Annotated in this window: 21 protein-coding genes; 8 read left to right on the forward strand and 13 right to left on the reverse strand. The window is 73.8% G+C overall.

The window, feature by feature from the left end:
• Positions 1 to 42: 42 nt before the first annotated feature.
• Together GA0070613_RS01200 and GA0070613_RS01205 are read left to right on the forward strand one after the other, a co-directional pair.
• The gene (locus GA0070613_RS01200) at positions 43 to 357 is read left to right on the forward strand and encodes a DMT family transporter (protein ID WP_089010573.1); all 315 of its coding nucleotides are present in this window, start codon (positions 43 to 45) and stop codon (positions 355 to 357) included.
• 103 nt (positions 358 to 460) lie between these two features.
• Positions 461 to 706 (forward strand): hypothetical protein, encoded by a 246-nt coding sequence (locus GA0070613_RS01205; protein ID WP_089015672.1) that lies wholly within the window; start codon positions 461 to 463, stop codon positions 704 to 706.
• A 72-nt stretch (positions 707 to 778) separates the two neighbouring features.
• Here GA0070613_RS01205 and GA0070613_RS01210 read toward each other — a convergent pair whose 3' ends face one another.
• Positions 779 to 3,226: an FtsK/SpoIIIE family DNA translocase gene (locus GA0070613_RS01210; RefSeq protein ID WP_089010574.1), complete on the reverse strand. Its 2,448-nt coding sequence runs from the start codon at positions 3,224 to 3,226 to the stop codon at positions 779 to 781.
• Positions 3,227 to 3,338: 112 nt separating this feature from the next.
• Here GA0070613_RS01210 and GA0070613_RS01215 point away from each other — a divergent pair, with 112 nt between their 5' ends.
• On the forward strand, positions 3,339 to 3,818 hold the full coding sequence (locus GA0070613_RS01215) for a YbjN domain-containing protein (protein WP_089010575.1): 480 nt from the start codon (positions 3,339 to 3,341) through the stop codon (positions 3,816 to 3,818).
• The gene (locus GA0070613_RS01220; protein WP_408631030.1) at positions 3,767 to 5,467 is read left to right on the forward strand and encodes a YbjN domain-containing protein; all 1,701 of its coding nucleotides are present in this window, start codon (positions 3,767 to 3,769) and stop codon (positions 5,465 to 5,467) included. Before GA0070613_RS01215 ends, GA0070613_RS01220 begins: the two co-directional genes overlap by 52 nt.
• A 92-nt stretch (positions 5,468 to 5,559) precedes the next feature.
• On the opposite strand, the gene GA0070613_RS01225 is transcribed toward GA0070613_RS01220, so the two are convergent.
• The 6 genes from GA0070613_RS01225 to GA0070613_RS01250 form a co-directional block, all read right to left on the reverse strand.
• Positions 5,560 to 7,125 (reverse strand): S1 family peptidase, encoded by a 1,566-nt coding sequence (locus GA0070613_RS01225; protein WP_089010577.1) that lies wholly within the window; start codon positions 7,123 to 7,125, stop codon positions 5,560 to 5,562.
• Positions 7,126 to 7,309: 184 nt separating this feature from the next.
• The gene (locus tag GA0070613_RS01230) at positions 7,310 to 8,998 is read right to left on the reverse strand and encodes a ribonuclease J (RefSeq protein ID WP_089010578.1); all 1,689 of its coding nucleotides are present in this window, start codon (positions 8,996 to 8,998) and stop codon (positions 7,310 to 7,312) included.
• Between the two features lie 52 nt (positions 8,999 to 9,050).
• Complete coding sequence (gene dapA, locus GA0070613_RS01235; RefSeq protein ID WP_089010579.1) at positions 9,051 to 9,977, reverse strand: 4-hydroxy-tetrahydrodipicolinate synthase; 927 nt, start codon at positions 9,975 to 9,977, stop codon at positions 9,051 to 9,053.
• Positions 9,978 to 10,030: 53 nt separating this feature from the next.
• Positions 10,031 to 10,768, reverse strand: coding sequence for an FAD-dependent thymidylate synthase (gene thyX / locus GA0070613_RS01240; RefSeq protein ID WP_089015673.1), 738 nt, complete (start codon positions 10,766 to 10,768; stop codon positions 10,031 to 10,033).
• A gap of 95 nt (positions 10,769 to 10,863) precedes the next feature.
• On the reverse strand, positions 10,864 to 11,502 hold the full coding sequence (locus GA0070613_RS01245; RefSeq protein WP_172875733.1) for a DUF2752 domain-containing protein: 639 nt from the start codon (positions 11,500 to 11,502) through the stop codon (positions 10,864 to 10,866).
• A complete protein-coding gene (locus GA0070613_RS01250; protein ID WP_089010580.1) occupies positions 11,492 to 12,721 on the reverse strand; it encodes a winged helix-turn-helix domain-containing protein in 1,230 nt (409 codons plus the stop codon). The genes GA0070613_RS01245 and GA0070613_RS01250 overlap by 11 nt, the downstream gene beginning before the upstream one ends.
• 78 nt (positions 12,722 to 12,799) lie before the next feature.
• Between GA0070613_RS01250 and GA0070613_RS01255 the strand changes: the two genes are divergently transcribed.
• Positions 12,800 to 13,351: a GNAT family N-acetyltransferase gene (locus tag GA0070613_RS01255; protein ID WP_089010581.1), complete on the forward strand. Its 552-nt coding sequence runs from the start codon at positions 12,800 to 12,802 to the stop codon at positions 13,349 to 13,351.
• Here the strand turns inward: GA0070613_RS01255 and GA0070613_RS01260 are convergent.
• Positions 13,250 to 14,587 carry a glycosyltransferase family 87 protein gene (locus GA0070613_RS01260; RefSeq protein WP_089010582.1) on the reverse strand — a complete coding sequence of 446 codons (1,338 nt, stop codon included), beginning with the start codon at positions 14,585 to 14,587 and terminating at the stop codon, positions 13,250 to 13,252. The genes GA0070613_RS01255 and GA0070613_RS01260 overlap by 102 nt on opposite strands.
• Positions 14,588 to 14,622: 35 nt before the next feature.
• On the opposite strand from GA0070613_RS01260, the gene GA0070613_RS01265 reads away from it, so the two are divergent.
• Positions 14,623 to 15,204, forward strand: a complete 582-nt coding sequence (locus GA0070613_RS01265; protein ID WP_089010583.1) for a GNAT family N-acetyltransferase — start codon at positions 14,623 to 14,625, stop codon at positions 15,202 to 15,204.
• 79 nt (positions 15,205 to 15,283) lie between these two features.
• Positions 15,284 to 15,664: a VOC family protein gene (locus tag GA0070613_RS01270; protein ID WP_089010584.1), complete on the forward strand. Its 381-nt coding sequence runs from the start codon at positions 15,284 to 15,286 to the stop codon at positions 15,662 to 15,664.
• A gap of 48 nt (positions 15,665 to 15,712) precedes the next feature.
• Here the strand turns inward: GA0070613_RS01270 and GA0070613_RS01275 are convergent, their stop codons facing one another.
• The 4 genes from GA0070613_RS01275 to GA0070613_RS01290 form a co-directional block, all read right to left on the reverse strand.
• Positions 15,713 to 16,606, reverse strand: coding sequence for a carbohydrate ABC transporter permease (locus GA0070613_RS01275; RefSeq protein WP_089010585.1), 894 nt, complete (start codon positions 16,604 to 16,606; stop codon positions 15,713 to 15,715).
• Positions 16,603 to 17,727, reverse strand: coding sequence for a carbohydrate ABC transporter permease (locus GA0070613_RS01280; protein WP_089010586.1), 1,125 nt, complete (start codon positions 17,725 to 17,727; stop codon positions 16,603 to 16,605). Before GA0070613_RS01280 ends, GA0070613_RS01275 begins: the two co-directional genes overlap by 4 nt.
• Positions 17,728 to 17,793: 66 nt before the next feature.
• The gene (locus tag GA0070613_RS01285) at positions 17,794 to 19,041 is read right to left on the reverse strand and encodes a sugar ABC transporter substrate-binding protein (RefSeq protein ID WP_089010587.1); all 1,248 of its coding nucleotides are present in this window, start codon (positions 19,039 to 19,041) and stop codon (positions 17,794 to 17,796) included.
• Positions 19,042 to 19,070: 29 nt separating this feature from the next.
• On the reverse strand, positions 19,071 to 20,060 hold the full coding sequence (locus GA0070613_RS01290) for a LacI family DNA-binding transcriptional regulator (RefSeq protein ID WP_089010588.1): 990 nt from the start codon (positions 20,058 to 20,060) through the stop codon (positions 19,071 to 19,073).
• Between the two features lie 178 nt (positions 20,061 to 20,238).
• Between GA0070613_RS01290 and GA0070613_RS01295 the strand changes: the two genes are divergently transcribed.
• Positions 20,239 to 22,425 carry an amylo-alpha-1,6-glucosidase gene (locus tag GA0070613_RS01295; RefSeq protein ID WP_089015675.1) on the forward strand — a complete coding sequence of 729 codons (2,187 nt, stop codon included), beginning with the start codon at positions 20,239 to 20,241 and terminating at the stop codon, positions 22,423 to 22,425.
• Here the strand turns inward: GA0070613_RS01295 and GA0070613_RS01300 are convergent.
• On the reverse strand, positions 22,347 to 22,823 hold the full coding sequence (locus GA0070613_RS01300; RefSeq protein ID WP_089010589.1) for a GNAT family N-acetyltransferase: 477 nt from the start codon (positions 22,821 to 22,823) through the stop codon (positions 22,347 to 22,349). The genes GA0070613_RS01295 and GA0070613_RS01300 overlap by 79 nt on opposite strands.
• Positions 22,824 to 22,825 lie beyond the last annotated feature (2 nt).

The following is a 22,825-nucleotide window of genomic DNA, read 5'->3' on the forward strand; positions in this document are numbered from 1 at the left end:
TCCCGGCCCCGGCGGCCGGGCCCGCCCGCAGAGGTGACTGCCATGGCCTGGATCGTGCTGGTGCTCTCCGGACTCCTCGAGACCGCGTGGGCGATCTCCCTCGACCGCAGCGCGGGCTTCAGCCGCCCCCTCCCCTCCGCCGTCTTCGCCGTCACCCTGGTGCTGAGCATGGGCGGCCTGGCGTACGCGCTGCGCGAGATCCCGGTCGGCACCGGCTATGCGGTCTGGGTCGGCATCGGCGCGGTGGGCACCGCCCTGGTCGGCATGCTCGCCCTGCACGAGCCGGCCAGCCTCCCCCGGATCGTCTGCCTGCTCCTGGTCGTGGCCGGCGTCGTGGGCCTGAAGGTCTTTCACTGACCGGTACCACCCCCGCCGGGGCGTATCGCACCGGATGCGTACCGCGAGCGCGGACTGGGTAGAGACCGGTCACCCACCGAAGGGCCTACTCACGGAGGACACCATGGCAGACATTCACGCCACCGCCCGCCCGCGCAGCGGCGCCGCGCGGATCTGCACCATCCTGGGTTTCGTCTTCGCCGTCATCGCGGTGTTCTTCCTGCCGCCGTTGTTCGGCCTGGCCGGTCTGATCCTCGGCATCGTCGGCGCGGTCCTCGGCGACAAGCCGCTGGGCTGGTACGCCGCTGGCGCGAGCGTGGTCGGCGCGATCCTCGGCATGATCATCGGCGCCGCGCTGATAAACTCCTGACCAACCGCGGCACGACCGAGGCCCGCCGGATCCCGGCGGGCCTTGTCGCGTCGGGGCATACCCGGGCGGGGCCTACTCCTCGCCGCCGCGCAGGCCGACCAGCACCTCTTCCAGCTCGTCGGGCTTGACCAGCACGTCGCGCGCCTTGGAGCCCTCGGACGGGCCGACCACGCCCCGGGTCTCCATCAGGTCCATCAGCCGGCCCGCCTTGGCGAAGCCGACCCGCAGCTTGCGCTGGAGCATCGACGTCGAGCCGAACTGCGAGGTGACCACCAGCTCGACCGCCTGCACCAGCAGGTCCAGGTCGTCGCCGATGTCCTCGTCGATCTTCTTCTTGCTGTCCTGCGCCGGGGCGAGCACGTCCGGGCGGAACTCCGGCTCGCGCTGGTTCTTGCAGAACTTCACCACGTCGGCGATCTCGCGCTCGGTCACCCAGGCGCCCTGGATGCGGATCGGCTTCGAGGCGCCCATCGGCAGGAAGAGCCCGTCGCCGCGGCCGAGCAGCTTCTCCGCGCCGGGCTGGTCGAGGATGACCCGCGAGTCCGCGAGGGAGGAGGTGGCGAACGCCAGCCGGGACGGCACGTTCGCCTTGATCAGGCCGGTGACCACGTCGACCGAGGGCCGCTGGGTGGCCAGCACGAGGTGGATGCCGGCGGCCCGGGCGAGCTGGGTGATCCGGACGACCGAGTCCTCCACGTCGCGCGGGGCGACCATCATCAGGTCGGCCAGCTCGTCCACGATCACCAGCAGGTACGGGTACGGCCGCATCTCCCGCTCGCTGCCCGGCGGGGCCTTGATCTCGCCGTTGCGCACCTTGCGGTTGAAGTCGTCGATGTGCCGGACCCCGTTGGCGGCGAGGTCGTCGTAGCGCATGTCCATCTCGCGGACGACCCAGTCCAGCGAGTCGGCCGCCTTCTTGGCGTTGGTCACGATCGGCGTGACCAGGTGCGGGATCCCCTCGTAGCCGGTCATCTCGACCCGCTTCGGGTCGATCAGCAGCAGCCGCACCTCGTCCGGCGTGGCCCGGGTAAGGATCGACACGAGCAGGGTATTGAGGCAGCTCGATTTACCAGCACCCGTGGCCCCCGCAATGAGGATGTGGGGCATCTTCGCGAGGTTGGCCACCACGTAGCCGCCCTCGATGTCCTTGCCGAGCGCCACCACCATCGGGTGGTGGTCGCTCTTCGCGGCCCGCGAGCGGAGCACGTCGCCGAGCGCGACGTTCTCGGGGTCGGTGTTGGGGATCTCCACGCCGACCGCGCTCTTGCCCGGGATCGGGCTGAGGATCCGCACGTCCGGCGACTTCACCGCGTACGCGATGTTGCGGGAGAGCTGGGTGATCCGCTCGACCTTGACACCGTGGCCCAGCTCGACCTCGTACCGGGTGACCGTCGGGCCCCGGGTGAAGCCGGTGACGGCGGCGTCCACGTCGAACTGGTCGAAGACGCCGGTCAGCGCCGCGATCACCTCGTCGTTGGCCTTGCTCCGGGTCTTCGGGGCGGCGCCGCTGCTGAGCATGTTGGCCGGCGGCAGGGTGTAGTCGCCGGCCAGCCCGGTGAGCGCGAGCTGCTCGGCCCGGGTGGGCGCGGGCGAGTGCTCCGGCGGCTCGGCCGGCTTGCGGCTGGCGGGCACCTTCGCCGGCGGCTTGCGGGGCAGCACCAGGGTGTCCTGGAGGTCGACGCCCTCGTAGTCGGCGTCCGGGTCGTCCGGGTCCAGCGGCGGCATTCGCTTGGCCGGCCGCTTGCGGGCCGGCTTCTCGACCGCCTCGACCTCGTCGGTGGCCGGCGGCGCGACCAGGGTGCCGGCGAGCAGCCCGAGCCGCTCCGGGATCTTGTTGATCGGGGTCGCGGTGACCACCAGCAGGCCGAAGAGGAGCAGCAGGATCAGCAGCGGCACGGCCACCCAGGCGGTGATCGCCGTCTCCAGCAGGTCCCCGATGCCCGCGCCGATCAGGCCGCCCGCGTAGTCCCGCTGCACGGAGTCGACCGGGTCCTGTCCGATGTGCAGCATCGCCGCCGTGGCGATCAGCATCGACCCCCAGCCGACCAGGCCACGGCCCCGGTGCTCGGGATCGGCCGGCGTGCGCATCAGCCGCCACGCGCCGATCATCAGCAGCACCGGCACCACGATCGCGATCGCGCCGAGGAAGAGCCGCACGGTGTCGGCCAGCCGGGCGCCGACCGGCCCGGCGCCGCCGAACCAGATGGCCACCGCGGTAAGGATGGCGAAGCCGAAGAGCAGCAGCCCGGCGCCGTCGCGGCGGTGCTCCGGATCCAGGTCGCGGGCCGTCGCGGCCTGCCGGCCGGCCGCCCGGACCGCCCAGCCCACCCCGTGCGCCAGCCCCATCCAGACCGCGCCGACCGCGCGTCCGACGTAGACGGCCGGGCCGGGCCGGGCCGCGGGTCGCCGCCGGGCCGCGGCCCGGGTGGTCTTCTTCGCCGGCTGGCGGGCACGGCTGTTCGTGGTGCCGCGCGGCGACGCGCCGCGCCGCCGGCTCGCCTGAGAGGTACGGCCCGCCATACGCTCACCGTAACGGCGTCACCCGGCAGATCGCCGCTTTTCCGGGTCGTGTCCGCGCGTCGCAGCACGGGCCGCGCCGTCCGTTGTGTTATTCGCCTCAGAAGGGATGCCGATGGCGTCGCCGGAGATCGAGGACGGTCCGGACGGCCCCCTGGCCGGACACCCGCAGGCGTTGCGGCCGCTCACCGGCGAGCTGATCGCCGCGGTGCTGGCGAACCGGGGCTACGCGGTCGCCGCGGACGCCGACGGCGACCTGGTGGGCCGCGGGGAGGAGAGCCTGATCTGGTTCTTCCGTCGGGGCGCCGCGGGCGAGCTGTTCCAGGTCCGCACCGTGGCCGCCCCCCGCTTCGGCATCGAGCAGGTGCCGGACCTGTACGCCTTCTGCAACACCTGGAACCACGACCGGCTCTGGCCCAAGGCGTTCGTGCACGTCGCCGACGACGGGCTGGCCCAGGTCTGCGGCGAGGTGATCACCGATCTGGAACGCGGGGTCACCCCGCACCAGCTCGACCAACTGATCGACTGCGGCATCTCCACCGGCTGCCAGCTCGCCGCCGCCGTCGGCGGCCTGCCCGGCGGGTCGGTCCGGTGACCACCTCCCGGGACCGGGGGCTGGCCGAGGCGCTCGCCGACGCCCGGGACCTGCCCGACGGCGAGGCCCGCTTCGCCGAGCTGGAGCGGATCGCCGGTCAGGCCGACGCGACCGGCGAGCCGGCCACCGGGCTGGCCGCCCGGTTCGCGCTGATCGAGGCGTACCTGCACCACGGGGAGCGGTGGCGGCTGCTCGAACCGGTGCGCCGCTGCCTGGCGGCGGTCGACCGGGCGCCCGGGCTGCTGGACGGCCGCCCCGGCGACGCGGAGGCGCTGCGCCGCCACCACCGGCAGGCGGTGGAGGCGTTCCTCGGCACCCCGCGGGTCGGCCTGGACCAGGCCCGGTCGCTGCTGGACGACCTCGCCGACCGGCTCGGCCCGGACGCCGCGCCGGTCGCCGAGCTACGCTGCCGGCTCGCCGACCACCTCGGCGACGAGCCGACCGCGCGCCGGGAGTACGACCGTTGGCGCCGCGACCCTGAACAGTCGTACGACCATTCCGGCTCGGCGCGTCTGACGCCGCGCCAGGACCCGGAACAGCCGGCCGTGCCCGACCCGGCCGGCGGCTGCCCCGGCTGCGCCCCGGCCCGCCGGGGCGAACTGCTGGCCGGCTGGGGCGAGCGCGCGGCGGCGCTCGACGCGCTGCGGCCGGTGCTCGACGGCGAGGTGCGCTGCACCGACCAGCCGGAGCGGGCCCTCGCGGTGGCGCTGCTGCCGTGGCTGCGCGGCGGCGAGCCGGAACGGGCGGCCCGGGCGCACCTGCGGGCGTACCGGCGGCACCGGCGGGAACGCACCGCCTTCCCGCAGCTCGCCGCGCACCTGCGGTTCTGCGCGCTGGGCGGGCACCTGGACCGGGGGCTGGACATCCTCGCCGAGCAGCTGCCCCGGCTCGACCACCCGTACGACGACCTGTCCGCGATGGAGTTCGCCGCCGCCGGCGCGCTGCTCTGCGCGCTGGCCGCCGAGGCCGGCCGGGGCGGCCGCCGGGTCCACCGTCCCGGACACGGCCGGCGGCCGGCGGCGGAGGTGGACGTGGCGACCCTCGGCGCGGACCTGTTCGCGCTGGCGACCGAGCTGGCGGGCAGCTTCGACGCCCGCAACGGCACCGGCCACCAGTCCGGGCGGATCGCCTCCTGGCTGGCCGAACGGCCGGTCGCCGACCTGGTGCCGCTGCCGGCCGACGACGACTCCGACGAGTGGCCGGCCGACGACCCGGCGGGGCGGGCCGAACCGGCCGAGGAGGAGTTGGCCCCGCTCAGCCTGGCCCTGGTGACGGCCGCGCTGGACCGGCGTGGCGACGGGTACGTGGTGGAGCCGGACGGCACGGTGGTGGGCCGCTGGGGTGAGGCGGTGATCCGGTACCGCCGGCTGGGACGGCGCGGGGAGATCCTGCACGCCCGGGTGGTCGCCACCCGCCGGCTGCCGGCGGCCCGGCGCGCGGAGGCGTACGCGTTCTGCAACGCCTGGAACCACGACCGGCTGCTGCCCAAGGCGTACGTGCACGAGGTGGCCGAGGGCGAGCTGCTGCTGGCCGGGGACGTCAGCACCGACCTGGAGCACGGGGTGGCCCCCGTCCAGCTCGACGTGCTGATCGACGCGACGGTGGCCACCGGCGTCGGGTACGCCGCCGCGGTCGCCGCCCTGCCCTGACCGACCGCCGGACGCGGCGCGACCCCCGGCCACCGGGCGGTGGTGGCCGGGGGCCGCGGTCCGGATCGCCGGGCGGGCCGCCCGGCGACGACTCAGCGGGCGGCGAAGGCCAGGGTGTACGCCCCGGCGCCGTCCAGCCCGACGACCCGGTAACGGTAGACGCCGGCCGGGGTGTCGGCGGTCAGCCGGGCCAAGCCGCCGGAGGTGTCGGCGCTGGCCACGGTCTCGAACGAGGTCCCGGTGAAGCGTTGCAGCCGCACCGCCACCAGGGCGCCCTCCGGCGCCTCCAGGCAGGCCTCCTGGCTCCCGGCGGCGGCCCGGAACCAGCGACCGTCCGGCTGGTTCTGCGCCCGGCCGGCGGCGATCTGGCCGACGCGGCTCACCTGGCCGGTGCACGCGGCCTGCTCCCCGGCCGGCGGCGCGCCCGGGGCGGCGGTGGCGGGCGGGGCGGTGGCGCCGCCCCCGGCGGGCGGCTCGGACGGCGGCGCCGACCGGCCGGTCGCGGTGACCAGGGTCAGGTTGTTGCGCTGGAGGATCTCGTTGACCGGCTGGAAGAACGTCACCCCGCCCTGCGTGCAGTCCCCGGACCCGCCGGAGGTGACCCCCTGCGCCTGGTCGCCGGAGAGCCACGCGCCGCCGGAGTCGCCCGGTTCGGCGCAGACGTTCGTCCGGGTCAGCCCGGTGACCGTCCCCTCCGGATAGTTCACCGTGGCGTTCTTGGTCTGGATCACGCCGCACCGGGTGCCGGTGGTCGAGCCGGAGCGGCAGACCGAGGCGCCGACCGCGGCCTCGGTGGAGCCGTTCACCGGCACCGTGCCGCCGTTGAAGTCGTTCACCACGCCCTGCGGCGTCCACTCGCCGTTCACCTCGACGACCGCCCAGTCGTCTCCCGGGAACGACGAGGCGGTGAAGGTGCCCTGGGCGATCCGGTTCGCGCCGGTGGTCCGGTCGCCCGGTTGGCCGCAGTGCCCGGCGGTGACGAATCCGCCCACCACCGAGAAGCCGACCGAGCAGCGGCCGGCGTTGTTGATGAAGAAGGCGTCGCCGCCGCGTACGTCGAACAGCGGGCGGGGCGCCTCCGCGGCGGCCCGCACCCGGACCGACCCGGCGGGCACGCCGCTGGCCTCGGCGAACCGCCGGCCGGCCGCCTCCGCGCCGGGCCAGGCGAGCACCACCACCGAGTTGGTGGCGACGTCGACGTACCAGCCGGAGACGTCCGGGCTGGCCTGGCCGCCGGCCGCGTCCAGGCGGCTCTTCACCGCGTCCAGCTCGCGGACGCCCCGGTCCACCGGTTTCGGCACCGCACCGGCCGCCCGCACCCGATCCGCCCGCGCCGGGTCGGCCACCGCCACCATCAGCTGGCTGCCGTCGGCGCTGAGCCAGCTGCCGCCGTAGTCCTCGCCCAGCTCGGTCCGGAGCCGGGCGACGGTGGCGGCCGCCCGGCGCTCGGTCGTCAGGCGCTTCGCGGCCTGTTCCCGGCTCAGCGAGAGGTCGCGGCTCAGCGCGTCGACCACCTCCGGCGCGACGCCGTCGGACGCCGCGGACGCACCGCCGCGGGGCGCCGCGCCCTCCCCGGCGAACGACGGCAGGGTCACCGCCGCCGCCGCTCCCGCCGCCGCCACCAGTACGCCGATGGCTGTGATCCGTCTGCGGTCCATCCGCCACGCTCCTCCCGGCCGGCGCGGGTTACGCCTGCCGGAGCGGAGTACGGAGACGGACGCCGATCGGTTGAAGCGACCGACGACGATCGACCGAGCGTGGTCGGGGGACATCCGGGCGTACCCGGAGAGTGACGACGCCGGCCCACCGCGGACGGTGGACCGGCGTGCGGAGCCGGTGGGGTCAGACCTCGACCACGGTCGGGACGATCATTGGCCGCCGCCGGTACGCGTCGTTGACCCACCGCCCGACGGTGCGCCGGACGATCTGCTGGAGCTGGTGCGGGTCGGTGATGCCGTCCGCGGCGGCCCGGTTGAGCGCCTCGGTGACCAGTGGGATCACCGGGTTGAACGCCGCCGGGTCCTCGGAGAAGCCCTTCGCCGACAGGGTCGGGCCGGCAACCACCTTGCCGGTCACCGAGTCGACGACAACGGTGGTGGCGATGAAGCCGCCGTCGCCGAGGATCCGCCGCTCGGTCAGCAACGACTCGCTGACGTCGCCGACGGCGAGACCGTCGACGTAGACGTACCGGCTCTTCACGTGCCCGACCAGGCTGGCGCGGCCCTCGACCAGGTCGACCACGTCGCCGTCCTCGCAGAGCACCACCCGGTCCGGGGCGACCCCGGACTCGATGCCGAGGCGGGCGTGGGCGCGCAGGTGCCGCCACTCGCCGTGCACCGGCATGAGGTTGCTCGGGCGGACCATGTTGAGCAGGTAGAGCAGCTCCCCGGCGGGGGCGTGGCCGGAGACGTGCACCTTGGCGACGTCCTTGTGCACGACCACCGCGCCGGCCCGGGCCAGCCGGTTGATCACCCGGTAGACGGAGGTCTCGTTGCCGGGCACCAGCGAGGAGGCCAGCACCACCGTGTCGCCGGGGGCGATGGTGATGTGCCGGTGGTCGCCGCTCGCCATCCGGCCCAGGGCGCTCATCGGCTCGCCCTGCGAGCCGGTGGACATCAGCACGATCTGCTCGGGCGGCAGCGTGGTCGCCTCCTCGATGCCGACCACCAGGCCGGCCGGGATGTTGAGCAGGCCGAGGTCCCGGGCGATGCCCATGTTCCGGACCATGGACCGGCCGATCAGCGCGACCTTGCGGCCGTGCTCGATCGCCGAGTCGAAGACCTGCTGCACCCGGTGCACGTGCGAGGCGAACGAGGCGACGATGATCCGCCCCTTGGCCTTCGCGAAGATCGAGTCGAGCACCGGCCCGATCTCCCGCTCCGGGGTGACGAAGCCGGGGATCTCCGCGTTGGTGGAGTCCGACAGCAGCAGGTCGACGCCCTCGGCGCCGAGCCGGGCGAAGCCGGCCAGGTCGGTGATCCGGCCGTCCAGCGGGAGCTGGTCCATCTTGAAGTCGCCGGTGTGCAGCACCAGGCCGGCCGGCGTGCGGATGGCCACCGCGAGCGCGTCCGGGATGGAGTGGTTGACGGCGAAGAACTCCAGCTCGAACGGGCCGAGCCGCTCCCGGCCGCCCTCCCGCACGGTCAACGTGTACGGCTGGATCCGCCGCTCGGCCAGCTTCGCCTCGACCAGGGCGAGGGTGAACTGGGAGCCGACCAGCGGGATGTCCGACTTGTGGGCGAGCAGGTACGGCACCGCGCCGATGTGGTCCTCGTGACCGTGGGTGAGCACGATCGCCTGGACGTCGTCGAGCCGGTCCAGGATCGGCCCGAAGTCGGGCAGGATAAGGTCCACGCCCGGCTGCTCGACGTCGGGGAAGAGCACCCCGCAGTCGACCACCAGCAGCTTGCCGTCGTACTCGAAGACGGTCATGTTCCGGCCGATGGCGCCGAGTCCGCCGAGCGGCATGATCCGCAGGCCGCCCTCCGGCAGCGGCGGGGGCAGTTCACCCTCGAAATGCGCCTCGGTCACGCGTCCACCTCATTCTGCGACGCCGTCACTCGGCGTCCGTCGTGTCGTTCGATCATTCGGGCAGTTCCAGGCCCGCCGCCGCGCAGTCCGCGCGCAGCTGGGCCAGTTCGTCGGCGGTGGCGTCCACCAGCGGCGGTCGTACCGGGCCGGCCGGCAGGCCCTTGGCCGCCAGGCCCGCCTTCACCAGGATCACGCCCTGGGTACGGAAGATGCCGGTGAACAGGGGCAGCAGCCGCCGGTGCAGGCGCAGCGCGGTGGCGGTGTCCCCCGCGTCGTACGCCTCGATCATCTGCTTGGCCAGCGCCCCGGTGAAGTGCGTCGAGGTGCCGACCAGGCCGACGCCGCCGACGGCGAGCGCGGGCAGGGTCAGCGAGTCCTCGCCGCAGTAGTAGGCCAGGTCGCTGCGGGCGAGCACCCAGGAGGTGGCGGTGAGGTCGCCCTTGGCGTCCTTGACCGCGACGATCCGGCCGTGCTCGGCGAGCTTCACCAGCGTCTCGGTGGCGATCGGCACGCCCGATCGGCCCGGGATGTCGTAGAGCATGATCGGCAGCCCGGTGGCGTCCGCGACCGCGGTGAAGTGGCGCAGCAGCCCGCTCTGCGGCGGCTTGTTGTAGTACGGGGTGACCACCAGCAGCCCGTGCGCGCCGGCCTTCTCCGCCGACGCGGCCAGCTCGATCGTGTGCCGCGTGTCGTTGGTGCCGACCCCGGCGACGATCCTGGCCCGGTCGCCGACCGCCTCCACGACGGCGCGGATCAGGATCTCCTTCTCCGCGTCGGTGGTGGTCGGCGACTCGCCGGTGGTGCCGTTGATCACCAGCGCGTCGTTGCCCTGCTCCTCGACGAGGTGCTGCGCGAGGCGTACGGCGCCGTCGAGGTCGAGGGACCCGTCCGGGGTGAACGGGGTCACCATGGCCGTGAGCAGTCGCCCGAACGGGCGCGACGCGCCCCGGTCGGGGGCGGCAGGGTGGTCGTGCGTCATGTTCACAACCTAGCGGACGACCACCGGGGCCCCGGCGGGGAAGGGTTCAGGAGTCACTCGGCGTGCGGGCTGGCCGCCACCTCGGTGCCGTCCGGCAGGGCGGAGATCACGAAGTCCGCGAAGACGTTCGGCGCGACGCCCTTGAGCTGCCGCAGGCACTCCACGGCCAGCTCGCGGATCTCCACGTCGGCGTGCTCGGTGGCGCGCATCTTGATGAAGTGCCGCCAGGCCCGGTAGTTGCCGGTGACCACGATCCGGGTCTCGGTGGCGTTGGGCAGCACCGCCCGGGCCGCCTGCCGGGCCTGCTTGCGGCGCAGCGTCGGGTTCGGCTCGTCGGCGAAGCGCTGCTCCAGGCCCTCCAGCAGCTCGTTGTACGCCCGGACGCTCGCCTCGGCGGCCTCGACGAACTTCTTGTGCAGCTCCGGGTCGTCGGCGATCACCGTCGGCTCGACCATGGCGGCGTCCCGCTCCGGGACGTACCGCTGGGACAGCTGGGAGTACGAGAAGTGCCGGTGCCGGATCAGCTCGTGGGTGAACGAGCGGGACACGCCACTGAAGTAGAAGCTCACCGAGCCGTGCTCCAGCACCGACAGGTGCCCGACCTCCAGGATGTGCGCCAGGTAGCCGGCGTTCGTCGCGGTGGCCGGGTTCGGCTTCTTCCAGCTCTGGTAGCAGGCCCGACCGGCGAACTCGGCGAGCGCCTGGCCGCCCTCGGCGTCGGTCGACCACGGCACGTCGTCCGGGGCCTGGAACTGGGTCCACGCGATCAGCTTGACCTGGGGCTGCACCATCTCCGGCATTCCTGGGACTGTAGTGGCCTCCGGGGCCCGTACCCAAGCCAGGCTCGCCCGGTGCAACCCCGGTCACGCGGAGACCGCGCGACCGGTCAGACGTACAGGGAGGTGAAGGGGGCCCAGGGCAGGTTGCGCAGCACCGAGAAGGCGAGCCAGGCGGCGAGGAAGCCGCCGATCACCTTGGGGCTGAGCCGCAGCTCCGGCAGGCGCCAGCCGAACGCCTGGTTTCCCGCCCAGGCGACGAAGAGATAGGCGAGGAACGGCAGCGAGAAGACGAACAGGAAGTGGTGCCGGGCGGCGGCCGGCAGGTCCCCGTGCAGCACGTACCAGAGGGCGCGGGTGCCGCCGCAGCCCGGGCAGTCCAGCCCGGTGGTGAGCTTGAGCAGGCAGGTCGGCCGGGCGTCCGGGTCGCTGTGGGTGGGGTCGCTGACCAGCGCGTACGCCATGCCCATGCCGACGCAGCCGAGCGCTGCCAGCGGCACCGCCCAGCGCGGGGCGCGCTCATGGAGACGGATCACGAGCCGGGTGAACCGGTCCGGCTCGACAGGCTGGTAGGCCGCCGGCTGCGGCCAGCCGCCGGCCGGGACCTCGCCGGTGGGCCACGCCGCCGGCCCGGGCTCCGCGTGCCCGACGCCGGGGACCGCCGGGGCGGTCGGGGCGACACCGTCGGGGACCTGCTGGCCCGGCTGGGTGGCCGGCCGGTCGACGCTCGTCACGCGCTCACCGTACACCGGCGACGCCCGCCAGCGCGGCGGCCAGCGGCACCGCGAGGTCCCCCGCCACGGGCGGGGCCACCGCGTCGAGACCGAGCCAGCCGGCCAGCCGGTAGAGCTCGGCGGCCAGGGCCATCGCCGTCTCCCCCGGGACGGCCCCGGGCTCGGCCCAGGCGGCCGGCACGAGCAGCACTCCCGTCTTCCGGTCGGCCTTCAGGTCGACCCGGGCGGTGAACCGCTCCCCCTGGAGGAACGGCAGCACGTAGTAGCCGTGCACCCGCTGCGGGGCGGGCACGTAGATCTCGATCCGGTAGCTGAAGTCGAAGAGCCGCTCCGTGCGGGCCCGCTCCCAGACCAGCGGGTCGAAGGGGCTGACCAGCGTGTTGCCCCGCACCCACCGGGGCAGCCGGGCCTGCGCGTGCAGGTACGCCGGCTGCCGCCAGCCCTGCACCGTGACCGGCGTCAGCTCCCCCGCCTCGACCAGCTCGGCGACCGCCCGCCGGGCGCCGGCCAGCGGCAGCCGGAAGTAGTCGCGCAGCTCCGGCTCGGCGGCCACACCGAGCGACCGGGCGGCGATCGACACCAGGGCCCGCCACGCGTCGGCGTCGGTGGGCGTGGGGGCGTCGAGCACGGCGGCCGGCAGCACCCGCTCGGGCAGGTCGTAGCGGCGGGCGAACGAGGTGGTGCGCTCGGCGGCGGTCACCTCGCCGGCCCAGAACAGGAACTCCAGCGCCCGCTTCACCGCCGACCAGTTCCAGCCCCAGTTGCCGGTCTCCCGGGGCGCGTCGTGCTCGATCTCGGCGGCGGTCAGCGGCCCCCGGGCGGCCACCTCGTCGCGGACCCAGGCGACCAGCTCCGGCTGCTCCTGCGCGATCCGGCGCATGCCGCCCCAGGCTTCGTCCTGCGCCTTGGCCATCCGCCAGCGCAGCGCCGGGTGCAGCCCGACCGGGACCAGCGACGCCTCGTGCCCCCAGTACTCGAAGAGCTCGCGGGGGCGGCGGTAGGCGGCGGCGTCGAGCAGCGCGGTCGGGTACGGCCCGAGCCGGCTGTAGAGCGGCAGGTAGTGCGCGCGCTGCAGCACGTTGACCGAATCCATCTGGATCAGACCGACCCGGTCGAGCGCCCGGCGCAGGTGCCGGCGGGTGGGCGCGCCGCCGGGGGCCGGGTCGGCGAAGCCCTGGGCCGTGAGGGCGACGCGCCGGGCCTGGGCGAGCGAGAGCGATTCCGGTACAGCCATCGTCGGGCACCCTAATCCACGGGTACGACGCCGGAGCGGACGCTGGACCGATCGCCCGCGAGGGAATAGAACGGACGGATGCTCACCATTCGCCGGGAGGAGCCGGACGACGCCGAGGCGATCGCCCGGGTGCACGTGCGGAGCTGGCAGGCCGGCTACGCCGGGTTCATGCCGGACGAGGTGCTGCGTCGGCTCAACCCGGCGGCCTGGGCGCAGCGCCGCCGGGACCTCGGCACCGCCGACCCGGAGCACCCGTTCACCACCCTGGTCAGCGAGGTCGACGGCGCGGTCACCGGCTTCGCCACCTTCGGGCCGTACCGGAACGACCAGGACCGGGCCGACCTCGACCCGGCGTACGGCGAGATCGTGACCATGTACGTGGAGCCGGCGCGTTGGGGCGGCGGGACCGGCCGGGCGCTGCTGGCCGCGGCCCGTGCCGGACTGGCCGAGCGGGGCTGGACCGAGTACCGGCTCTGGGTGCTGGCCGACAACGTCCGGGCCCGCAGCTTCTACGAGCGGGCCGGGCTGTCACCCGACGGGGCGGAGTCCGTCTACCCGGTGCCGCTCTCCGGCGGCCGCGAACCCGTCGGCCTGGTCGAGCTGCGGTACACCGCCCGGCTCGACGGCTGACCCGGCCGGCCCCCGCTCACCGACGGAACCCGCCGGCCCCGGCTCCCGGGCCGGCCCGCCGTCGGCCGGCACGGCCCAGCGGCGGATCGGCAGGCCGAGCAGCAGCGCCAGGCTGATCCAGACGTAGGTGTTGCTGCCGAGGAAGCCGTCCACGCCGGTGAAGTCCTTCTCCCAGGCCCAGACGATCCGGCTGATCAGGAAGCCGTACCCGATGATCGCGGCGGCCAGCAGGACGCGGCGCCGGCGGCCGCGCGCGGGCGCGGCCATGGCGTTGTCCACCAACAGGATCAGTCCGGGGATCAGCCAGACCAGGTGGTGCACCCAGGTCACCGGGCTGACCAGGCACATCATCGCGCCGGTCAGCGCCAGGCCGGTGGCCTCGTCGCCGGCGGCCACCGCGGCCCGGGACCGCCAGGCCCAGACGGCGAGGGTGGCCAGCACCAGCGCCAGCCAGGCCACCGTGCTGGGGTGCTCCGGATCGAGCCGGGCCACCACCCCGCGCAGCGACTGGTTGGAGACGAACGCCAGCTCCCCGACCCGGCCGGTGTTCCACAGCGCCGACGTCCAGAACTCCCGCGAGGCGTCCGGGAAGAGCGCCGCGGCGAGCAGGGTCGCCCCGGCGGCGGCGGCCATCGCGGTGAACGCGGCCCGCCAGCGCCGGGTGACCAGCAGGTAGACGATGAAGACGCCCGGAGTCAGCTTGATCGCGGTGGCCAGGCCGATGCCCACCCCGGCCCACCGGTTTCCGGCCGGCAGCAGTCGCAGCAGGTCCACCGCCACCAGGAAGAGCAGCAGCGTGTTGACCTGGCCGAAGTTGACCGTCTCGCGCATCGGCTCGAACGCGGCGGCCAGGCAGAGCGCCACCGCGAGGGCGAACCAGCGGGTCCAGCCGGCCCGGCGGGCGATCGGGTCGACCAGCCACCAGATCAGCACGGCGCTGGTCACCACGCTGGCGACCACGCTCACCGTGATCGCCGCCGGCCAGGGCAGGTACGCCATCGGCAGCATGACCAGCGCGGCGAACGGCGGATAGGTGAAGCCGTACTGGGTGCCGGCCTTGAGGAAGTCGTAGACCTCCCCGCCGTCGTGCACCCAGAAGGTCAGCGCGCCGTAGTAGACCTTCAGGTCGAAGAAGCCGTGCCGCACGGCCGCGACGGAGAGGAAGGCGGCCACCGCGGCGGCGAGCACCAGCACCCCGACGACCTGCCCGTACGTCCGCCTGGCACCCTGCGCCACCGTCGCCTCCCTCGCCCTGCGTAGGCTCACGTCCCATGGCTCTCGGGTACGTCCGCCCGGCGCGTCCCGAGGACGCCGGCGAGATCGCACGCATCCAGCTCGCGACCTGGCGGGTCGCGTACCGCCGGATCCTGCCCCGGCACGTGCTCGACAACCTGGACGAGGCGTACCTCGCCCGGCGGTGGAGCGCGGCGGTGCAGGAGCCGCCCTCGGGCGCGCACCGCGTGCTGGTCGCCGTCGAACAGGCCGAGCAATCGTATCTGGTGGGTTTCGCCGCATCGGGTCCGGCCGACGCGGAGGCACTCGCCCCGGGCGAGCCGGCCGACGCGCTCGCCGACGGCGTGGTGGCGGTGACCGACCTGCTGATCGAGCCGCGTTGGGGCCGGCGCGGGCACGGCAGCCGGCTGCTCGCCGCCGCCGTGGACCTCTGGCGCGCCGACGGCTTCACCCGGGCGGTGGCCTGGGCGTTCGACGGGGACGAGGCGACCCGGAAGTTCCTCACCAGCACCGGCTGGGAGCCGGAAGGCGCGGCCCGGGCCCTCGATGTCGACGACATGCTGGTCCCCCAGCTCCGGCTGCACGTCGCCGTCCCCACCGAGCCGGTCCCGGAGGCCTGAGCACGCGCCACGCGTCGTCCACCCCCCCGTACGCCACAAGCAGGAGCACCAAGACCGCCACGGAGAGTGAGGAGACCAGATGTTCAGGGACACGAAGGCGTTCAGCGGGTTCTCGGTGGACGACATCGACCACGCCGAGCGGTTCTACGCCGAGACGCTCGGCCTGCGGGTGTCGCGGGACGACGAGATGGGCGGGCTGCTGACGCTGCACATCGCCGGGGATCGGCCGGTCCTGGTCTATCCGAAGGCCGACCACGTGCCGGCCAGCTACACGGTGCTCAACTTCCCGGTGGCGGACGTCGACCGGGCGGTCGACGAGGTGACCTCGCGCGGGGTGCGGTTCGCCCGGTACGAGGGGATGCCCCAGGACGAGAAGGGGATCATGCGCGGCCACGGCCCGACCATCGCCTGGTTCACCGACCCGGCCGGCAACGTCATGTCCGTGCTCGAACAGCGGTGAACCGTCGGCGGTTCCCGGGCGCGCGGCCGGGAACCGCCGACGGTCGGGTCAGCCCTTGTCGGCGCCCTCGTTGGCGCCCCGGACGAAGTACCGCTGGAAGATCACGAAGAGCACCGCCACCGGGATGGTGGCCAGCAGCGCGGCACCCAGCTTCAGCGGATACTGCGTGCCCTTGCCGAGCGAGCCGCTGACCAGGTCGGCCAGGCCTCGGGGCAGGGTGAACAGGCCCGGGTCCTGGACCGCGACGAGGCTGTGCGGGAACTCGTTCCAGGAACCCTGGAACGACAGGATGGTCAGCGTGATCAGCGCCGGCTTCGCCATCGGCAGCACCACCGACCAGAAGGTGCGGAAGGTGCCGGCGCCGTCGATCCGGGCCGCCTCCTCGACGCTGACCGGGATCGACTCGAAGAACTGCTTCATGATGAAGACGCCGGCCGCGTCGGCGAGCAGCGGCACGATCAGCCCGGCGTAGCTGTCGTAGAGGCCGAGCTGGTTGAGCACCAGGAACTTCGGGATCAGCAGCACCACACCGGGCACCGCCATCACCGCGATGATCGCGGCGAACAGCCCGGCCCGGCCGCGGAACCGCAACCGCGCGAGGGCGTACCCGGCGAGCGAGTCGAAGAACACCCGGCCGAGCGTCACCAGCACCGTGACCAGCAGCGAGTTGCCCAGCCAGAGCGGGAAGGCGGTGCCCGCGAAGATCCGCTCGAAGCCGGCCAGCGACAGCGGGTCGGGCACCGGGGAGAGCGGGTTCGCGGCCGCGTCCGGCTCGGTCTTGAGCGAGTTGCCGATCTGGATGACGAACGGGTAGAGGAAGACCAGCCCGAAGAAGATCAGGACGGCGTACCCGACGAAACTGTTAACCAGGGTGCGCGGACCGCGGTCGGCGCGGCGCGCGGTGGCCGCCGGCGCCGGCGGCCGGTCTGTCAGCGCGGTCATGTCTGCGACCCTTCCGGTACGCGTCGCCGCCACCGGCCGCGCCGGGGCCGGGGCTCGTCCCGGTCGGCCATGACCCGGCGCTGGACCAGGGTGAGCACGATGATGATCAGGAAGAGGACGAACGAGATCGCCGCCCCGGAGCCGTAGTCGAAGTCCCGGAACGCGGTCCGGTACGACAGGTACGCCGGGGTGAGCGTGGTCTTGGCCGGCTCCCCCTGGCTCATCACATACACCTGGTCGAAGACCTGCCAGGAGCCGATCAGGCCGAGGGTGAGCACCAGGAACGTGGTCGGCTTGATCAGCGGCAGGGTGACGTGCCGGAACCGCTGCCAGCGGGTGGCCCCGTCAAGGATGCTCGCCTCGTCCAGCGCCACCGGGACGTTCTGCAGCGCGGCGAGGAACATCAGCATGAAGGTGCCCGAGGTGGTCCACACCACCAGGCTGATGATCGAGATCATCGCGACGCTGGGCCCGGCGAGCCAGTCCCACCAGGTCAGCCCGAACGGGCCGCCGGCGGTGAGCGCGGCGGGCGGGGAGTCCACGCCGACCGCGCCGAGCAGCAGGTGCAGCACGCCCCGCGAGTCGGCGAACCACTGCGGTCCGTCGATGCCGAAGAGGCGCAGCAGCGCGTTGACCGCGCCGGAGTTGGCGAACATGAACAGGAAGACCACGCTGATCGCCACCGAGCTGGTGACCGAGGGGAAGTAGAAGGCGGTCCGGAAGAACCCCTTCCCTTTGAGCATCCGGTTGTTGACCACCAGGGCGAGCGCGAGGGCGAGCACCGTCTGCGTCGGCACCACGATCACCACGTAGTAGACGTTGTTCCGGATGCTGGTCATGAAGTCGCGGCGGGCCAGCCCGTCCTCGCTGAACAGCCGGGTGTAGTTCTCGCCGCCGACGAACGGCACCTTCCCGGTGAAGGGGCTGCCCTGCCCGTTCCAGTCGGTGAGGCTCACCCAGAGCGCCATCAGGATCGGCAACAGCAGGAACAGCCCGAGGATGACGATCACGGGCGCGACGAAGAGCCACCCGGCCATGTTCTCGTTGCTCCGGATGCCGCGTCCCGGGCCGGGTGGGCCGGCCTGCGCGATGGCCGCCCCGGCGAGTGCTTCGGTTGCCATCTCCCCTCCCTTGGTGAGTGGGAGCCGGCCGGAGGGCCCGGTGCGGGCCGGGCCCTCCGGTCCCGCTCAGCCGCCGAGCGCCGCCTTGGCGTTCTTGTCGAAGTTCTCCAGGGTCTTCTTCGGGTCGCCGTTGGTCAGACCCTGCAGGCCGGTGTCCAGGTCACCGAGGACGCTGTCCATCTTCGGGGCGTTCACCGGGCCCTGGGCGTACGCGGCGCCGTCGATGAACGGCTTGTCGGCCGGGAAGGCGCCGGTGTACTGGTCGCGGACGGACTGCCGGGAGGGCATCACGCCGAACGCCTTGGCGAAGGCCATCTGCTGCTCGCCGGCGGTCATCGCCTCGACGAACTTGATCGCCTGGTCCTTGTACTTCGACTTCGCCGCGATCCCCCAGCAGTTGGTGAAGGAGAGCGTGCCCTGCCCCTTCGGGCCGGCGGGCAGCGGGACGACCTTGTACTTCACGTTCGGGAAGTCGTTCTGCAGGGCGCCCTTGATCCAGTTGCCCTCGATGGTCATCACGGCCTTGCCCTTGCCGAACGCCTCACCGGACCAGCCGGCGTCGAGCTGCTTGGGGTACTTCGCGTACCCGCTGGTGAGCAGGGTCTTGACGTACTGCAGGGCGGCCAGGTTCTCCGGGGTGTCCGCGGTGGGCTGCTTGCCGTCCTTGCTGATCAGCCAGCCGCCGTTCTGCACCAGGAACGCGCCGATCCGGTCCCGGGTGTCACCGAGCGCGAGCGGCACCAGACCCTTGGCCTTGATCTTCTGGCTGGTGGCGGTGAGCTGGTCCCAGGTGGTCGGCACGTCGGCGTCGGTCAGCCCGGCCTTCGTCCAGAGGTCGGTGTTGATCTGCAGGGCGAGGGTGGAGAAGTCCTTGGGCGCGCAGTAGAACTTGCCGTCGTAGCTGAACGCGGTGCGCAGGCTCTCGTAGAAGTCGTCCGGCTTGCTGATCTTGTCGGCGTACGGCTCCAGGGCGCCGACGCTCGCGTAGTCGGCGAACCGGCTGGCGTCGACGTAGAACACGTCCGGCGGGCTGCCGCCGGCGAGGGCCTGGCCGAGCTGCTGGACGAGGTCCTGGGCGGGGGTGACGGTGGCCTGGTTGCCCGAGGACGACGCCCACTTCGCGGCGGCGTCCTGGACGGCCTTGGTCTCCGCCTCGCCCGAGGAGCCGATCAGGATCTGCAGGTTCGCCGGGCCGCTGGACTGCTTCGCGTCGCTGGAGGAGTCGTCGAAGCCGCTGCCGCACGCGGCGGAGCCGAACAGGGCGACGGCGGCGAGGCCGGCCACCGCCGCCCGGGTGAGGGATCGAGATGCCATCTTCTTCTCCTGGTGGGGGAAACGGGGGATCACGCGGTGTGCCGCAGCACCAGCGCGGGCTGGAGCAGCACCTGGGGGTCGGTGGGGTGGCCGTCGAGCACGCCGGTGAGCAGCTCGACGCAGCGGGCCGCGGCGACCGCGAGCGGTTGGCTGACGCTGGTCAACCCGACCGCCGCCGCGACCGGGGTGTCGTCGAATCCGATGACGGCGGTCTCCGCGGCCACGGCCCGGACCGCCTGGAGCGCGCCGAGGGCGAGGGAGTCGCTGGCGCAGACCACGCCGGTCGGCGGCTCGGGGGTCGCCAGCAGCTCGCGCATCGACCGCTCGCCGTCCGCGACGCCGTCCTCGGTCTCCCGGTGCAGGCCGTCCGGGTCGAGGCCGGCCGCGGTGAGGGTGGTACGCCAGCCGGCGCGCCGGTCGTCGCCGACTCCGGAGCCCTCCGGCCAGCCGAGGAAGGCGATCCGGCGGTGGCCGTTCGCCAGCAGCCGCGAGGTGGCCTGGGCGGTGCCGGCGGCGCCGTCGACGTCGACCCAGGGGTGGGACTCGGGGGCGTCCCAGGGCCGGCCGAAGGTCACGAAGGGCACGCTCCGGTCGGCCAGCCAGGCCGTCCGGGGATCGCCGTGGTCGGTGCCGGTCAGCACGAAGCCGTCCAGCTCGTACGCGCCGAGCAGGTCGTCGTAGGTGGCGATCTCCTGGCCGTCGTCGGTGGCGGTGTAGAGCATGACCCGGTAGCCGGCGGCGTCGGCGGTCTCGGTGAGGCCGTGCAGGAACCGGTCGAGCACCGAGCCGTTGATGCCGTCCCGGGTCGGTTCGATGCGGGCGGCGATCAGCCGCGAGCGGCCGGTCCGCATCTGCCGGGCGGCCTGGTTGGCCCGGTAGCCGAGCGTCGCGATCGCCTCCTGCACCCGCTGCCGGGTCTCCTCGCGGACGATGTGCGGCGCGTTGAGCACGTTGGAGACGGTCTGCCGGCTGACCCGGGCGTGCCGGGCCACCGTCGCGATCGTCACCTTGTCAGCCACTAAATCCCTCTCGCCGTCTTGAACGATCCAACTCCCTTACGGCAGGATTAGATCGTTCAAAGTTTCTGGAATGTTTCGCACTTTGCACCGGCCGGGACGATCTGTCAAGACATCCGTGCCCACCCGGGACGACCCGGTCGCGACACCCCGTACCACCGATCAGCACCTGGAGTTCCCCGTGACCGAACGCCACCTGCAACCCCTGCTGCACGACCTGGTCGGGGTGGTCCTCGCCCCCACCAGCGCGCTGGGTGACGCGGCCGGCCAGATCCGCCCGCGCGGTGTCCAGGGCGTCTTCCACGCCGACGCCCGGGTGCTGTCCCGGGCCGAGCTGCGCGTCGACGACCAGGAGCCCGAGGCGCTGACCCGCGGCCAGGTCGACGCGCACACCACCCGCTTCGTCGGCCTCACCCGCTGGCTCGGCGACCCCGGACCGGACCCGACCGTCCGGGTGGACCGGGTCCGCCGGGCCCAGTCCACGGGCCTCAGCGAGGAACTGCACGTCGTCTCCACCGCGACGACCCCGGTGCGCGCCACGGTCAGCGTCGACCTCGGCTGCGACCTGGCCCCGATCGAGGTGGTCAAGTCCGGCGGCGGCGCCGCGCCGCTCGAGGCGAAGGCCGGCCAGCCCGGGCAGCTCAGCTGGGCCGCCGACGGGATCACCGTGACCGTCACCGGCGAGGCGGCCCGGGTGGACGCCACCGGCGAGCGGACCACCGCGCCCCGGCTGAGCTGGCCGGTCGACCTCGCCCCCGGCGCGACGGTGACCCTGCGCTGGCGGCTCACGGTCGACGACCCGAACGCCGTGGTGACCGCCCCCACCGGCCCGGCGAGCTGGTCCGACCCCGAAGTACGCGCCGACGACCGCCGGCTGGTCCGGCTGGCTGACCGGTCGCTGGCCGACCTGCGCGGGCTGCGGCTGGCCGACCCCGCCCGACCGGCGGACGTCTTCCTCGGCGCCGGCGTGCCCTGGTTCCTCACCCTGTTCGGCCGGGACAGCCTGTGGGCCGCCCGGATGATGCTGCCGCTCGGCACCGAACTGGCCGCCGGCACGCTGCGGGTCCTCGCGCGCCGGCAGGGCACCCGGGTCGACCCGGCCACCGGCGAGGCCCCCGGCAAGATCCTGCACGAGTTGCGCCGGCACGAGTTCGCCCTCGGCGACGCGGGGCTGCGGCTGCCGCCGGCGTACTACGGCACGGTCGACGCGACCATGCTCTGGATCAGCCTGCTGCACGACGCCTGGCGCTGGGGTCTCGCCGCCGACCAGGTCGAGCCGCTGCTGCCGCACCTGGAGGCCGCGCTGGGCTGGCTCGCCGACCACGCCGACGCCGACGGCGACGGCCTGGTCGAGTACGTCGACACCACCGGCCACGGGCTGTCCAACCAGGGCTGGAAGGACTCGGGCGACGCGGTCCGGTTCCGCGACGGCCGGCTCGCGCAGGCGCCCATCGTGCTGGCCGAGGTGCAGGGGTACGCGTACCGGGCGGCGGTGGACGGGGCGGCCCTGCTCGACGCGTTCGACCGGCCCGGCGCCGACCGCTGGCGCGGGTACGCCGACCGGCTGGCCGGGAAGTTCCGGGCCACGTTCTGGGTGGACGGCCGGCACGGCCCCCAGCCGGCCCTGGCCCTAGACCGGGACAAGCGCCCGGTCGACTCACTGACCAGCAACATCGGCCATCTGCTCGGCACCGGGCTGCTGTCGGCGGACGAGTCGGCGCAGGTGGCGGCGCTGCTCACCAGCGACGCGCTGGCCGGCGGGTTCGGGCTGCGCACCATGTCCACCGACGACGCCGGCTTCAGCCCGCTGTCGTACCACTGCGGGTCGATCTGGACGCACGACACCGCGATCGTCCTCGCCGGGCTGGCCCGGGCCGGCTTCGCCGACGCCGCGCTCGGCCTGGCCGAGGGGCTGCTCGCCGCCGCCGAGGCGTTCGACTACCGGCTGCCCGAGCTGTACGGCGGGGACGACCGCGCGGTGGTCGGCCGCCCGGTGCCGTACCCGGCGGCCTGCCGGCCGCAGGCCTGGTCGGCGGCGGCCGCGGTCATGCTCCTCCAGGCCGGTGTCGGGCTCTACCCCGACGTGCCCGCCGGCCGGGTGACGGTACGACCGCTGGCCGGCCCGGAGCTGGGCGCGCTCGCCGTCGACCGGTTCCGCGTCGCCGGCACCCCGGTCGACGTCCACGTCGACCGCTCCGGCCACCCGACGGTCACCGGCCTCGCGGCCGGCCTGACCCTGACCGTGGACGCCCGACCGACCGGCGGCCCGGTCCCCTCCCCCCGCCGGGGTCAGGAGGCCGGCGACAGTTCGGCGACGACCTCGTCGCCCTCCATCGCGCCGGTGGGAACGAAGCCCATGGACTCGTAGAGGCGGGCGGCGGCGGTGTTGTCCGGGTGGTACGACAGCCGGACGGGGTGGCCGCCGTCCTGCGCCGCGAGCCAGTCAGCCAGGGTGCGGACGGCGGCCCGCCCCACGCCCCGGTCCTGCTCCGCGGCGTCGATCACCAGGCCGCCGATCCAGCGGGAGCCGTCGTCGTCCACGCCCCACATGACGTGCCCGACCACCGCCTCGTCGGCGACCACGGCCAGCGAGGTCCAGACGTCCGAGCGCATGGTCAGCACCAGGTACCGGGCGGCCAGGGCGGGCACCCAGTCCCGCTGGTCGTCGCGGGGAGCGACGTCGGCGACGGCCCGCCAGTTCCCGTCGTCCACCGACCGCAGGGTGACGTGGCGGCCGGCGCGGTCGCGCAACCCGGCATCGATCATCG

The organism is Micromonospora inositola (assembly GCF_900090285.1).
Lineage (GTDB): Bacteria > Actinomycetota > Actinomycetes > Mycobacteriales > Micromonosporaceae > Micromonospora > Micromonospora inositola.

Bases quoted from the DNA above. Each gene is read 5' to 3' on its own strand.
- GA0070613_RS01280 (WP_089010586.1), bottom strand. From the start codon at position 17,727: ATGGCAACCGAAGCACTCGCCGGGGCGGCCATCGCGCAGGCCGGCCCA.
- GA0070613_RS01300 (WP_089010589.1), bottom strand. From the start codon at position 22,823: ATGATCGATGCCGGGTTGCGCGACCGCGCCGGCCGCCACGTCACCCTG.
- GA0070613_RS01210 (WP_089010574.1), bottom strand. From the start codon at position 3,226: ATGGCGGGCCGTACCTCTCAGGCGAGCCGGCGGCGCGGCGCGTCGCCG.
- GA0070613_RS01205 (WP_089015672.1), top strand. From the start codon at position 461: ATGGCAGACATTCACGCCACCGCCCGCCCGCGCAGCGGCGCCGCGCGG.
- GA0070613_RS01215 (WP_089010575.1), top strand. From the start codon at position 3,339: ATGGCGTCGCCGGAGATCGAGGACGGTCCGGACGGCCCCCTGGCCGGA.
- GA0070613_RS01255 (WP_089010581.1), top strand. From the start codon at position 12,800: ATGCTCACCATTCGCCGGGAGGAGCCGGACGACGCCGAGGCGATCGCC.
- GA0070613_RS01225 (WP_089010577.1), bottom strand. From the start codon at position 7,125: ATGGACCGCAGACGGATCACAGCCATCGGCGTACTGGTGGCGGCGGCG.
- GA0070613_RS01275 (WP_089010585.1), bottom strand. From the start codon at position 16,606: ATGACCGCGCTGACAGACCGGCCGCCGGCGCCGGCGGCCACCGCGCGC.
- GA0070613_RS01285 (WP_089010587.1), bottom strand. From the start codon at position 19,041: ATGGCATCTCGATCCCTCACCCGGGCGGCGGTGGCCGGCCTCGCCGCC.
- dapA (WP_089010579.1), bottom strand. From the start codon at position 9,977: ATGACGCACGACCACCCTGCCGCCCCCGACCGGGGCGCGTCGCGCCCG.
- GA0070613_RS01270 (WP_089010584.1), top strand. From the start codon at position 15,284: ATGTTCAGGGACACGAAGGCGTTCAGCGGGTTCTCGGTGGACGACATC.
- thyX (WP_089015673.1), bottom strand. From the start codon at position 10,768: ATGGTGCAGCCCCAGGTCAAGCTGATCGCGTGGACCCAGTTCCAGGCC.
- GA0070613_RS01200 (WP_089010573.1), top strand. From the start codon at position 43: ATGGCCTGGATCGTGCTGGTGCTCTCCGGACTCCTCGAGACCGCGTGG.
- GA0070613_RS01265 (WP_089010583.1), top strand. From the start codon at position 14,623: ATGGCTCTCGGGTACGTCCGCCCGGCGCGTCCCGAGGACGCCGGCGAG.
- GA0070613_RS01250 (WP_089010580.1), bottom strand. From the start codon at position 12,721: ATGGCTGTACCGGAATCGCTCTCGCTCGCCCAGGCCCGGCGCGTCGCC.